Here is a 12,399-nt window from a genome sequence, read left to right on the forward strand (position 1 = left end):
GGAATGTCTATCGCATGGCCGGTTCGTGGTGCTCGGCCATCATCACCCGCAGCTGCCGCGTGAACATGAACAGCGCGAGCCCCGCCACGACCGCCATCGACGCCAGCACCAGGTAGTACGCCGGATCGGACAGCACGCGACCGAGCCGCCCGGTCTGCCCGCCGATCGCGTCGCCCACCGAGAACGCGATGAACCAGACCCCGAGCATCTGGCTCTTGAACGCCTCAGGCGCCAGCTTCGTCGTCACCGACAATCCGACCGGGCTCAGCGACAGCTCCCCGAACACCTGGATGAGGTAGACGAGCACCAGCCACCACACCGACACCCGCCCGTCGCCTGCCAGGGCGGCCGCGACCGCCATGACCACGAAGCTCAGCCCCACCATGACCAGCGCGAACGCGAACTTCTGCGGGGTGCTCACCCGCGTCCCGAGCTTGACCCACAGCGCCGCGAACACCGGCACGAAGATCATGATGAACAGCGGGTTGAACGCCTGCGTGGTGGCCGGTGTGATCGCGATGCCGAAGAGCGACAGATCGGTGTGGTCCCTGGCGAAGAACAGCAGCTTGCTCGGCGCCAGGTCGTAGATCATCCAGAAGATGGACGCGGCCGCGAACAGCCAGATGTACGCCTTCATCCGGATCCGTTCGTCCTCGGTGAGGTCGTGGCTGCCGAGCATGATGTAGGCGAAGTACCCCACGGTCACGAGCACGATGACCACGGTGATCGCCACGGTGAGCCGGTCGATCGTGAGCGTGCCGGTCGCCGCCCAGGCGGCCAGGGCGATCGCCGGCACCGCCACGCCGAGTGCCACCAGGCGGCCGAGCCGGCCGTGCTCCACGCCGGGCGGCGGCTCGCCGATCCCCTGCAGGTCGCGGCCGCCCCGGACGTACTGGATCAGGCCGAGCGCCATCCCGACGGCGGCGGCGCTGAACGCCAGGTGCCACCGGTCGCCGCCGGCGAGCCAGCCGACCACGATGGGCGCGACGAAGGCGCCGATGTTGATGCTGAGGTAGAACAGCGAGAATCCGGCGTCCCTGCGCCCGTCGTCCCCCTCCGGGTAGAGCCTGCCGACCATGGCGGACATGTTCGGCTTGAGCAGGCCGGTGCCGCTGACGATCAACAGCAGGCCGAGCCAGATGAAGAGCGGCGACGTCACGGGAACGGCCATGCTGACGTGCCCGAGCAGGATGAGCGACCCGCCCAGGAACACCGACCTGCGCGCCCCCAGGATCCGGTCCGCGATCCAGCCTCCGGGCAGCGCGACCAGGTAGATGAGCGCTCCATAGACGCCCACGACCGCCTGCGCCGTCTCGTCGGGCAGGCCGAGGCCCTGCTGGGCGGGTGAGGCCGCCATGAAGGTGGCGAGAATCGCCCGCAGTCCGTACCAGCTGAACCGCTCCCACATTTCGGTGCCGAACAGCGTGGCCAGGGCACGTGGATGCCCAAAGAACGTTTTGTCCCGCATTCGTTCCCCCTGTACGAATTTGGCACGATTACTTTACGTGATCGACGTAAGTGTTTTTCCTCGAGCTCTTGCCGCTCTTCTGCGCGTGTGGTGCGATGCAGGCCACTCACGCAAGTGAACACTGACTGGAGGCGGGTGCCATGGCCGAAGTCCTCGAAGTCCGGGCCGAGATCGAGCGGGAGATCGCCGGCCGTACCGTCTGCGGGCAGCTCAGGCACGCCGCCGAGCAGCACCCGGACGCGCCCGCGTACTCCGACCCGGAAGGCGACGGCTGGGCCACGCTGACCTACGCGCAGGCACGCCAGAGGGTCCTGGAGATCGCCGCGGGCTTCGCCGCCCTGGGGCTGCTGCCCGGCGAGTCGGTGGCGCTGATGATGGTCAACCGGAGCGAGCACGTGCTCGCCGACCTCGGCGCGGTGCACGCGGGCGGCGTGGGGTGCACGGTCTACTCGACGTTCGCGCCGGAGCAGATCGCGTTCGTGGCGGGGGACGTGGGCGCCAGGTACGCGGTGCTGGGCGGTCCCGCCGAGCTGGCCCGCTGGCAGCCGGTGCTGGACCGCCTCGACGGCCTCCGCAAGATCATCATGCTTGAGGGGGCGCCTGCCGGCGATCGGTTCATGGCCTGGCAGGACTTCCTGGAACTGGGCCGCGCCCGGCTGGCCGTCGACCCGGGCGAGGTCGAGACCCGCTGGCGCGCGGTCACCTCCGGCGACGTGCTCACCGTGCTCTACACCTCCGGCACGACCGGCACGCCCAAGGGCGTGCCCCTCACGCACGCGAACGTCTTATACGAGGTCGCCGCCACTGACCGCATGGCCGAGCTGCCCGTCCTCGGCACGCAGGTCTCCTACCTCACGTACGCGCACATCGCCGAGCGGATCCTCAGCCTCTACCTGCCCCTGGTCAAGGTCTCCCACGTGCACTTCTGCACCGACCTGGCCAACCTGGGCGCGACGCTGGGACAGGTCAGGCCGATGATGTTCTTCGGGGTGCCGCGGGTGTGGGAGAAGATGATGGCCCGCCTGCTCGCCGTGCTCGCCACCCAGCCCGAGGAGCAGCAGGCCGCCGTACGCCAGGCCATGCAGGCGGGCGCCGCGTACGTGGAGGCGGGCCAGTACGGCCGGACGATCACCCCCGAGATCCAGGCCGCCTACGACCGGGCCGACGCCGCACTGCTGTCGGTGATCCGCGGCATGATCGGATTCGACCGCGCCGAGTGGACCGCCACCGGCGCCGCGCCGCTGCCCGCCGAGGTGCAGCACTTCTTCGCCGGGCTCGGGCTCAAGGTCATCGACGTGTACGGCATGACGGAGACGACCGGCGCGTTCACCGGCAACGGCCCCTCCTGCTACCGCCTGGGCACGGTCGGCAGGGCCGAGCCGGGCGTCGAGATCCGCATCGCCGAGGACGGCGAGATCCTCACCCGCAGCCCACTCAACACCCGCGGCTACCTCAACCGCCGAGAGGCCTCCGCCGACCTGCTCGACGCCGACGGCTGGCTGCACACCGGCGACATCGGCACGGTCGACGAGGACGGCTTCTACCGGGTGATCGACCGCAAGAAGGAGCTGATCATCACCTCCGGCGGCGAGAACATCTCCCCGGCCGAGATCGAGAACCACCTCAAGGAGCACATGCTCATCGGCCAGGCCCTCGCGTACGGCGACAACCGGCCGCACCCGGTGGCCGTGCTGACGCTGGACGGGGAGGTGGCGCCGGGCTGGGCACAGGCGCGCGGCATCGCCTTCGCCTCGCTCGCCGAGCTGGCCGGGCATCCGGAGGTGCTCAAGGAGGTGGAGGCCGCGGTCGAGGCCGCCAACGCGAAGCTGGCCAGGGTGCAGCAGGTGAAGAAGTGGGCCCTGCTGGGCGTCGAGTGGACGGCCGAGACGGAGGAGCTCACCCCGAGCCTGAAGCTCAAGAGGCGGGTCATCCACGCCAAATACGCGGACATCATCGAGGGTCTCTATGGTGGTCCGCGTTCAGCGGGCCGCCACAGGTAGCGGAATCCGCACCTATGGGGGGGCCGCGTGGGGGGTGCCGACTGATCCTGGCTTTGCCATTCGTGGCGTGTGTCGAGGTCCTGGCCATTACCGGGTGGTTCCTACCGTCTCGATCATGATCAGAAGCCTTCTTCTCGTCTCGCTCGCGGCGGGGCCGCTCACCATGCCCGCGTCCCCGCCCGAGACCGAGCTCGCCATCCGCGCCATCACGGTACGTCCCGAGGAGCCCGTGGTGGGGGCGTACGACTCCATCCGCCTGGTGATCGACGTGGTCGCCATGGGGGCGAAGGGCAAGGACGGCGTCACCGTGAAGGTCGAGCCCGGCGCCCCGCCCGGACCCGTACTGGCCGACAAGCTGCCCGACGAGCCGCCGGCGCCGTCCCCGGCCCCCACCCCGAGCGCGACCCCGTCCGCCGTGCTCGCTCCCGAGGCGAATGACCAGCCCGTGGGGGCGGTGCGGCTCGCCCCGTCACTGGCGCTGCACGCCACGGGCGCACTCCAGGCGGCACCGGCCGGCGGCTGGGAGACCTGGCGCTTCCTGCCCGACAAGAGGCTGAACCGCTACTACCCGACCGGCACGTGGACGATCACCGCCACCGCCAAGGGGGCGCACGGCGCGACGGTCACCGAATACGCCTCGTTCCAGCTCAGGCGCGCCACCAAGCTCACGTCGGTGATGGCGGAGAAGGCCGGGCGCTCCGAGGGGGTACGCCTGAGCGGCTCGCTGAGGCGGGTGGATCCGCGCGGCTACACCGGGTACGGTCCGTTCGCCAAACAGCCGCTGGAGATCCTGTGGCGCCCGGACGAGTCCTCCGGCTGGGAGAAGGCGGGACAGACGACGACGGACGCCTCCGGCGCCTTCGAGACGACGGTCACGGACCGCACGGACGGCCTCTGGCGCGTCCGCTACCTCGGAACGGGACACTACGCATCAGACCTCTCTAAGTCCCAACAAATTACGCAATAGCCGAAATATGGCCGTTGGTGTGGTCTTAAACCGTCGTTGCGGGATTGTGATCTTCTTTATCGCAACTTTTCCTTACCCTTACGCGTCATTGGCGTTGACGTGCCCCGACTCGGGGGGCGCGTTCCAGACGGGGAAGGAAATTCGATTTGAAGATGCGACGCCTAGCCGCCGGCCTGGCGGTTGCCGCCCTGGGCGCGACGATGGTGGCCACCGCCGCCTCGCCCGCTCTCGCGGACCCGGGCCTGGACCCGGATGCCGCGGGCTACACCAGCCTGCGGTTCGACGCGAACCCCGAGCCCGCATGGCGTGGCCGGCCCATCAACCTCGAGGGCAAGCTCTCCGTGCAGTGTGACGAGGACTACATCAGCGGCCTCGTCTCGGTGCACCACGCCGACTACTGCAAGGACGAGGAGCGCTGGCACCGCCTGGGCTGGAAGCGGATCGTGATCCTCTTCCGGCCCGACGGCAGCGGCCGCTGGGAGTACGTGGACACGGTCAGGACCAGCGGCAGCGGCTACTTCTCGACCAGGGTGCCCGCCGAGACGTCCGGTACGTTCCGCGCGGTCTTCAACGGCTCCCGCTGGCTCTCCCCCGCGGAGGGCAAGGACTGGGTGCGGGTCGTCGGCCACCGCCACTGACCACATTCGAGAAACGCCCGGCCACTCTCCGGCCGGGCGTTTCCCATGCGAAGGCCCTGTCCAGTACGAGGTCTAGTACGAGACGGCGACCTGGACACGGTGGTGTGCGGGCCGCTCCACCTCGTCCACCACCGCCACCGCCAGGTCGGCGAACGACAGCGGCGGCTCCAGGGCAGGCACCTGCCCGCCGCCGATCCGGTAGCGCCCGGTCCTGGACGCCGAGTCGTCGAGGAACACGGGCGGCGGCGCCAGCACCACCCAGTCGAGCTCCGCCCCCTCGAACACCGCCAGCTCCGCCGCGTGCCCCAGCGAGAACGCCCGGGCGTCGGCAGGGAAGTCCGGCGTGTCCACGAGCCGGACCCCGGGCGAGACCTCCAGCAGGCTCCCGATCCCGAGCGCCACCAGCCTGGACACCCCGGCCCGAGCCAGCCCGCCGGTCAGGGCCCGGGCCGCGGCCGTGTAGAACTCCTCCGACGGCATGTCCATCCGGGCCGCCGCCTGGACGGCCGCATCGTGCCCCGCGGCCGCTTCCGCCACGCCGCCGAGGTCGGTGACGTCCCCGGCGACCACGCGCACCCTCGCGCCCGGCGAATCCACGAGTGCCGGGTATTTCGCGGGATCCCGCACCACGGCCGTCACCTCGTGCCCCCGCCCGGCCGCCTCCGCGACCACCCGCCTCCCGGCCCGCCCGCCGGCGCCGAAAACCACGATCTTGCTCACTCTCACCACACTCCCTCCGCGTGCCGGACTCCCCGGCCACGCGCAGACGGTAAATGGCGAGATGTCGCTTTCCGCAACGATAGTCACCCCACCGCAGGCAGCGGGGGTTCGCGCTTATGGTGGGTCGCGTTCAGCGGCCCGCCACAAGTAGCGGAGTCTGCACTTATGGTGGGTCGCGTTCAGCGGCCCGCCACAAGTAGCGGAGTCTGCACTTAGGATGCCGACATGGCCGAGCCACTCGATCCGGACATGTTCGCCGGATGCCCGCCGGTAGTCGCGCCGGTCCGCATCGGCGACAAGTGGACCGCGAAGATCATCCGCTGCCTGGAGCTGGCCCCGCGGCGCTTCACCGAGCTCCAGGCGACGCTGCGCGGCATCACCCCGAAGGTCCTCACCGAGTCCCTGCGCGCCATGGAGCGCGACGGCCTGCTCACCCGCACCGCGTACGACGAGATCCCGCCGCGCGTGGAGTACGAGCTGACCGAGCTCGGCCGCAGCCTCATCGAGCCGATGAACGCGGGCTGCGAGTGGTCGAGGCGGCACCTGGCCGAGATGATGCACGCCCGGGAGGCCTGGCACGAGGCCGCGCGGTAGGCGGCACCCGCCGCCGCGTGCCCGGGCTGTCCGGTGTGGAATCGATCTATGGGCCGATGCGTTACTCGTGCGAGGAAGGGCGATTTTGAGGGCCGCCCGACGGGCGTCGTAGTCTGGCCCTCTGGCGAACGAACAGGAGGTGACGCCCCGTGTTGCGAGACTCGTTCGGACGGGTGGCGACGGATCTGCGGGTGTCCCTCACGGACAAGTGCAACCTGCGCTGCACGTACTGCATGCCGCCGGAGGGCCTCGACTGGCTCCCCAACGCGCAGCTCCTCACCGCCGACGAGATCGTCCGCCTCGTGACCATAGGCGTCGAACGCCTGGGCATCACCGAGGTGCGCTACACCGGTGGCGAGCCCCTCATCCGGCGCGAACTGGTCGACATCGTCGCCCGCACCACCGCGCTGACCCCCAGGCCGCAGGTCTCGCTGACCACCAACGGCATCGGGCTGGCCCGGCTCGCCGAGCCGCTGGCCGCCGCCGGGCTGGACCGGGTCAACGTCTCGCTCGACACGCTCGACCCCGACACGTTCAAGCGGCTCGCCCACCGCGACAGGCACGCCGACGTGATCGCCGGGCTGGCCGCCGCCTCCGACGCCGGCCTGCGCCCCGTCAAGGTGAACTCGGTCCTCATGCGCGGCCTCAACGACCAGGAGGCGGTGCCGCTGCTGCGGTGGTGCCTCGAGCAGGGGTACGAGCTGCGCTTCATCGAGCAGATGCCCCTCGACGCCCAGCACGGCTGGACCCGCGAGGGCATGGTCACCGCCGACGAGATCCTCGAGCGGCTGTCGGCCGCGTTCGACCTCACGGCCGACGACCTGGAGGAGCGCGGCAGCGCGCCGGCCGAGCGGTTCCTCGTGGACGGGGGGCCTGACCGGGTCGGCGTGATCGGCTCGGTGACGCGGCCGTTCTGCGGGTCGTGCGACCGGGTCCGCCTCACGGCCGACGGGCAGGTGCGCAACTGCCTGTTCGCCACCGAGGAGTCCGACCTGAAGACGGCCATGCGCGACGGGGCCTCCGACGAGGAGCTGGCCGCGCGGTGGATCGCCGCCGTCGCGCGCAAGCGCGCCGGGCACGGCATCGACGACCCGTCCTTCCTCCAGCCGTCCCGGCCGATGTCCGCCATCGGCGGCTAGCGACGTGGCGGCCTCGGCGCCCGGACCGGTGCCCTTCGACGCGGTGATCCTGGCCGGGGGAGAGGCGCGCCGGCTGGGCGGGGCCGACAAGCCCGGCCTCACGGTGGGCGGCAGGTCCCTGGTCGAGCACGTCGTGGCGGCCGTGTCCGGCGCGGGGAAGACCGTCGTGGTCGGCCCGGAACGCCCGATCCCCGGCGTGCTGTTCGCCAGGGAGGACCCGCCCAGGAGCGGCCCGGTTCCCGCGCTGGCCGCCGGGCTGGAGGAGGTTACCGCGCCCTGGGTGGTGCTCCTCGCGGGCGACCTCCCGTTCATGACGGCCGCCCACGTGACGGCCCTCCTGGACGCCGTGGCACGGACGCCCGACGTTGAGGCGCCCCGCGGGGTCGTGATGGTGGACGACGGCGGGCGGGAGCAGTGGCTGGCCGGGGCGTGGCCGGCGGCCCCGCTCAAGGCGGCCCTGGCCGCCTACCCGGGACGCTCGCTCAAGGGGCTGCTCGGCCCGCTGGCCGCCGTCCGGCTGGCGCTGCCCGGCAGGCCGTGGTTCGACTGCGACACAATGGACGACCTGGAGGAGGCTCGCATGAACGTGCTCAACGAATGGACCGTCCTGGCCTGCAAGGAGCTGGGCATCGACCCGGCTCGGGTGGACCGCGACCTGATTCTCGACCTGACCAAGGAGGTCGCCCACGGCGTCGCCAGGCCGGCCGCGCCCCTGACGGCGTACCTGCTCGGCCTGGCCCAGGGCGCCGGCACCGCCCCCGACGACGCCGTGGCGAAACTGATCACATTGGCGAAGAACTGGGGACAGGCCACGGCCGAGACGCTGACAGACAGCTGAGACTCGAACGAACTCTTGAAGTCAAGATCGCTCCCGCCTGAAGATTTCCTGTGAATAACGGGGCGGGTGGGAGCGAAAACGATTTCGGGAAAGCGGCCCTACCGACCGGCCCGGCGGCCGTCGCGCTGATCAATAGTCTGGAGAAAAGGCGACGCCGGGTGGTTACGGGGGCAAACCACCCGGCGTCGCGTCATCGGCGTTCCGACGGGGGCCCGGAACGCCGGCACCAGCACTCCGACGGGGGACCGGAGCGCTATGGCTAAAGCGTACACCTACAACCCATGGGATGCGTCAAGACTTAGTCACGACCCGATCTCGCGTCGATGCAGCGGTATCTCGGTTTGGTTAGCTTCAGGCGACTGAAAGGTAGGCGGAGGGGTGCCCTTCCCCCTCTCATTGGCCCCGATTACGGCTATGTATGGCAAAAAGACGGCGCCGGCGATGAAGAGCAGCCGGTACGGCCACGGCACCGGCAGCACGACGGCCAGGATCAGGCAGAGCGTCCGGATGCCCATCTTGATGAGGTAGCCGATCTCGCGCTTGCGGATGTCGGCCGTCAGGGACGGTTCGGCGTCCGTGACCTGGTGAACGACTGGTCTCTTACGCCATCCCTTCATGTCTTCCACGGTAGACCCAGTGGGAGGAGGGCGCGAAAGCGCCCCGGCTCGGGGAAGGGGTCATGCGATCATGGCCTTCGAGTAAGGAGGATGTGGAGATGACGGATCGTACGTACCGGGTCACCGAGATCGTGGGCACGTCCAAGGACAGCGTCGACCAGGCCATCCGCAACGGCATCAAGCGGGCCTCCCAGACGCTGCGCCACCTCGACTGGTTCGAGGTGACGGAGATCCGCGGCTATCTCGACGCGGGGGAGGTCGCGCACTTCCAGGTCGGCATGAAGGTGGGCTTCCGCCTCGAGGACGCCTGACCCGCTGCGCCTCTCCGCGGCCCTGTGACGGCCCTGGAGGCGCCTGTGACGCATCGAGGGTCAAATCCCCCGTGCGGCGGCTCAGTGAGCGCCAGGGGGACGACTGGCCGGCGCGGGGGACGGCGGACGGACGCACGCAGGCCCGCCGGAGGGCCAAAAGGGGCGCCCGCCCGAGGTGACGACACGGGCGGGCGCGGCCGGAAAAGGGGTGTCAGCTGGCCTGGCTGACTGTGGACATGTTGAAGTCGGGCACCCGGACCGGCGGCATGACGGTGCGCTGGAAGTAGTCGTTCCACTCCCGCGGCAGTGTGCGCTCGGCCGCCCCCACCTCGGTGAGCCGCCCGAGCAGGTCCACCGGGCTCTCGTTGAAGCGGAAGTTGTTGACCTCGCCCACGACCTCACCGTGCTCCACCAGGTAGACCCCGTCGCGGGTCAGCCCGGTCACCAGCAGCGTCTGGGGGTCGACCTCGCGGATATACCACAGACAGGTGACGAGCAGCCCGTGCTGCGTCGAGGCGATCATGTCCTCAAGCGACCCGCCGCCCCCAGGCCCCGACATGATCAGGTTGCCGATCCCCGGCGTGACCGCCAGCCCGCTCAGCTCCGCCGAGTAGCGGGTCTGCAGCAGCGACGCCAGCGTGCCGTCCTTGATCCAGTCGGTCGGCCCCAGCGGCAGCCCGTTGTCGAACACCGAGCTCTCCCTGCTGGAGGCGTGCGCCGTCACGAACGGCGAACACGCGATGCCCGCCGCCCCCGGATCGCTGGACAGCGTGACAGGAAGCGTGCCCAGCCGTTCGCCCACCCGGGTGCCCCCGCCGGGCTTGGAGAACACCGAACGCCCGTCGAGCGCGTCCCTCGCCCCGGCCGACCAGAACAGGTAGATCATCAGGTCGGCCACCGCGCTGGGCGGCAGCAGCGTCTCGTAGCGCCCCGCCGGCAGGTCCACCCGGGTCTTGGCCCACTCCAGCCGCTGGGCCAGGGAGGAGCCGAGCGCCGCGACGTCGACGTCGGTGAAGTCCTGCGTGGACACGCCCGTCCACGCCGAGCGCTTCAGGTCGGCGGACTTGGCGTTGAGCTCCAGCCGCCCGGTCGGCTGGTCGTGGCGCAGCCGCAGGCCCGTGGAAGTGCCGAGGAACGTCGAGGTCAGCGAGTGCTCCGCGAACCCGTACAGCTTCCTGCCGCCGGCCTCGGCCGCCGCGAACGCGTCGCCGAGCGCCGGCGCGAACGCCTCGAACACCCCGATGTCGGTCGGCTCGACAGACGAGCCCCAGTGCGGCGACTCCGGCACGCCCTCGACGAGCGGGCGGGCGTCCTCGGCGGGCTGGGCGTCCCGCGCCGCCGCGTCGGCCGCCGCCACCACGTCCGCGAGCTGCTCATCGCGTACGACCGAGCGCGACACGGCCCCGACGCTCTCGCCGGCGATCGAGATCACGGTCACCCGCGAGGAGCGGGCCACGCCGTTCGTGGTGAGCGTGTTGCCCGCGAAGCGCAGGTTGGCCGTGGAGCCCTCGTCCACGAGCACGATGCAGTCGTCGTTCGCCGAGAGCTCCAGGGCCTTCTCGACCATCTCCTGAGGCGTCACTTCCCGCCCTCCTGAACGGTGTTGAGGATCCGCACGCCCCTGAACAGCGCCGAGGGGCAGCCGTGGCTGACCGGCGCGACCTGGCCCGGCTGGCCCTTGCCGCAGTTGAACGCGCCGCCGAGCACGTATGTCTCAGGCCCGCCGACGGCCTCCATCGACCACCAGAAGTCCGTCGTGGTCGCCTGATAGGCGAAGTCCCTGACCTGCCCGGCCAGCTTGCCGTGGGAGATCTTGTACGCCCGCTGCCCGGTGAACTGGAAGTTGTAGCGCTGCATGTCGATCGACCAGCTCTTGTCGCCGACGATGTAGATGCCCCGCTCCACGCCCGCGATCAGCTCGTCGGTCGAAGGGCCGCCCGGCGCCGGCGCCAGCGACACGTTGGCCATGCGCTGGATCGGCATGTGGCCGGGCGAGTCGGCGAACGCGCAACCGTTGGAGCGCCCGAGCCCCTTCATCAGCGCCATCCGGCGGTCGAGCTGGTAGCCGACCAGGATGCCGTCCCTGATGATGTCGAAGCTCTGCCCCTGCACGCCCTCGTCGTCGTAGCCGATCGTGGACAGGCCGTGCGTGACCGTCCTGTCGCCGGTCACGTTCATCAGCGGCGAGCCGTACACCAGCTCGCCGAGCTGGTCGAACGTGGCGAAGCTGGTGCCCGCGTACGCCGCCTCGTAGCCCAGCGCCCGGTCCAGCTCGGTGGCGTGGCCGATCGACTCGTGGATCGTCAGCCACAGGTTGGACGGGTCGACGACCAGGTCGTAGTCGCCCGCCTCGACCGAGGGCGCCGCGATCTTCTCCGCCAGCAGCTCAGGCAGCCTGGCCAGCTCGCCCTGCCAGTCCCAGCCCGTGCCCGTCAGATATTCGTAGCCGCGCCCGACCGGCGGGGCGAGGGTCGACATGTCGTCGAAGCCGCTCTCGTGCGCCTTCATCGCGTTGAGCTTGGGATGCACCCGCACCCGCTGCTGCGTGGTCACCGTGCCGGCCGTGTCGGCGTAGAACTTCTGCTCCTTGACCTGCAGCAGCCGCGCCGACACGTGGTCGGCGCCCTTCATCAGCCCGGCCGACCAGTCGGCCAGCAGGCTCACCTTGTCGGCCGGGGCCACATCGAACGGGTCGACGTCGTACGACGACACCCACACCGCCTCGGCGTGCACCGGCTCGGGCGCCAGCTCGATGGGCTCCCTGTTGATCGGGGCGCTCACCTCGGCCACCCGCACCGCCTGCTCGGCCACCGCCGCGGCCGCCTCCGGCGTCAGATGGATGCCCGCGGCGAACCCCCACGTGCCCCCCTTGACCACGCGCACGGCGTAGCCCAGGTCGTCGGCGTCCATGGCGCCTTCGAGCCGGGCATCATAGAGGCTGAGCGTCTCGGCTCTGACGCGTTCCAAACGGAAGTCGGCGTGCTCGGCGCCGAGGTCACGAGCGCGTTGCAAGGCGGCGTCCGCGAGCTGCCGCAGTGGCAGCTCCAGGAAGTCGGGATCGATCTGGCGCATGTCCACGATCCTATCCCTGCGATCTTGTCTGACCC

Annotated in this window: 12 protein-coding genes; 7 read left to right on the top strand and 5 right to left on the bottom strand. The window is 70.4% G+C overall.

Annotated elements, in window-relative coordinates:
* Positions 1 to 7: 7 nt before the first annotated feature.
* The gene (locus ACIBVN_RS19440) at positions 8 to 1,468 is read right to left on the bottom strand and encodes a peptide MFS transporter (RefSeq protein WP_397138128.1); all 1,461 of its coding nucleotides are present in this window, start codon (positions 1,466 to 1,468) and stop codon (positions 8 to 10) included.
* 140 nt (positions 1,469 to 1,608) lie between these two features.
* Between ACIBVN_RS19440 and ACIBVN_RS19445 the strand changes: the two genes are divergently transcribed.
* From ACIBVN_RS19445 to ACIBVN_RS19455, 3 genes are all read left to right on the top strand, one after another.
* Positions 1,609 to 3,468, top strand: a complete 1,860-nt coding sequence (locus ACIBVN_RS19445; protein WP_397138130.1) for an AMP-dependent synthetase/ligase — start codon at positions 1,609 to 1,611, stop codon at positions 3,466 to 3,468.
* 115 nt (positions 3,469 to 3,583) lie between these two features.
* Positions 3,584 to 4,435, top strand: a complete 852-nt coding sequence (locus ACIBVN_RS19450) for a hypothetical protein (RefSeq protein WP_397138132.1) — start codon at positions 3,584 to 3,586, stop codon at positions 4,433 to 4,435.
* A 152-nt stretch (positions 4,436 to 4,587) separates the two neighbouring features.
* Entirely contained in the window at positions 4,588 to 5,073 is a 486-nt protein-coding gene (locus tag ACIBVN_RS19455) for a hypothetical protein (RefSeq protein WP_397138134.1), read from the top strand.
* A 72-nt stretch (positions 5,074 to 5,145) separates the two neighbouring features.
* Here the strand turns inward: ACIBVN_RS19455 and ACIBVN_RS19460 are convergent, their stop codons facing one another.
* The gene (locus ACIBVN_RS19460) at positions 5,146 to 5,793 is read right to left on the bottom strand and encodes an NAD(P)-dependent oxidoreductase (protein ID WP_397138136.1); all 648 of its coding nucleotides are present in this window, start codon (positions 5,791 to 5,793) and stop codon (positions 5,146 to 5,148) included.
* 225 nt (positions 5,794 to 6,018) lie between these two features.
* Between ACIBVN_RS19460 and ACIBVN_RS19465 the strand changes: the two genes are divergently transcribed.
* From ACIBVN_RS19465 to ACIBVN_RS19475, 3 genes are all read left to right on the top strand, one after another.
* Positions 6,019 to 6,387 carry a winged helix-turn-helix transcriptional regulator gene (locus ACIBVN_RS19465; RefSeq protein WP_397138138.1) on the top strand — a complete coding sequence of 123 codons (369 nt, stop codon included), beginning with the start codon at positions 6,019 to 6,021 and terminating at the stop codon, positions 6,385 to 6,387.
* Between the two features lie 149 nt (positions 6,388 to 6,536).
* Positions 6,537 to 7,526 (top strand): GTP 3',8-cyclase MoaA, encoded by a 990-nt coding sequence (gene moaA, locus ACIBVN_RS19470; RefSeq protein WP_397138140.1) that lies wholly within the window; start codon positions 6,537 to 6,539, stop codon positions 7,524 to 7,526.
* Between the two features lie 4 nt (positions 7,527 to 7,530).
* A complete protein-coding gene (locus ACIBVN_RS19475) occupies positions 7,531 to 8,364 on the top strand; it encodes an NTP transferase domain-containing protein (RefSeq protein WP_397138142.1) in 834 nt (277 codons plus the stop codon).
* Positions 8,365 to 8,666: 302 nt separating this feature from the next.
* On the opposite strand, the gene ACIBVN_RS19480 is transcribed toward ACIBVN_RS19475, so the two are convergent.
* Positions 8,667 to 8,981 carry a DUF3099 domain-containing protein gene (locus ACIBVN_RS19480; RefSeq protein WP_397138144.1) on the bottom strand — a complete coding sequence of 105 codons (315 nt, stop codon included), beginning with the start codon at positions 8,979 to 8,981 and terminating at the stop codon, positions 8,667 to 8,669.
* A 98-nt stretch (positions 8,982 to 9,079) separates the two neighbouring features.
* Between ACIBVN_RS19480 and ACIBVN_RS19485 the strand changes: the two genes are divergently transcribed.
* The gene (locus ACIBVN_RS19485; RefSeq protein WP_397138146.1) at positions 9,080 to 9,292 is read left to right on the top strand and encodes a dodecin; all 213 of its coding nucleotides are present in this window, start codon (positions 9,080 to 9,082) and stop codon (positions 9,290 to 9,292) included.
* 211 nt (positions 9,293 to 9,503) lie between these two features.
* Here ACIBVN_RS19485 and ACIBVN_RS19490 read toward each other — a convergent pair whose 3' ends face one another.
* Together ACIBVN_RS19490 and ACIBVN_RS19495 are read right to left on the bottom strand one after the other, a co-directional pair.
* Positions 9,504 to 10,874: a metallopeptidase TldD-related protein gene (locus ACIBVN_RS19490; protein WP_397138148.1), complete on the bottom strand. Its 1,371-nt coding sequence runs from the start codon at positions 10,872 to 10,874 to the stop codon at positions 9,504 to 9,506.
* Positions 10,871 to 12,364, bottom strand: a complete 1,494-nt coding sequence (locus ACIBVN_RS19495) for a TldD/PmbA family protein (RefSeq protein WP_397138150.1) — start codon at positions 12,362 to 12,364, stop codon at positions 10,871 to 10,873. The genes ACIBVN_RS19490 and ACIBVN_RS19495 overlap by 4 nt, the downstream gene beginning before the upstream one ends.
* Between the last annotated feature and the right edge of the window lie 35 nt (positions 12,365 to 12,399).

It is taken from the genome of Nonomuraea sp. NPDC049400 (genome assembly GCF_044466425.1).
In the GTDB taxonomy this organism is placed as follows: Bacteria; Actinomycetota; Actinomycetes; order Streptosporangiales; family Streptosporangiaceae; genus Nonomuraea.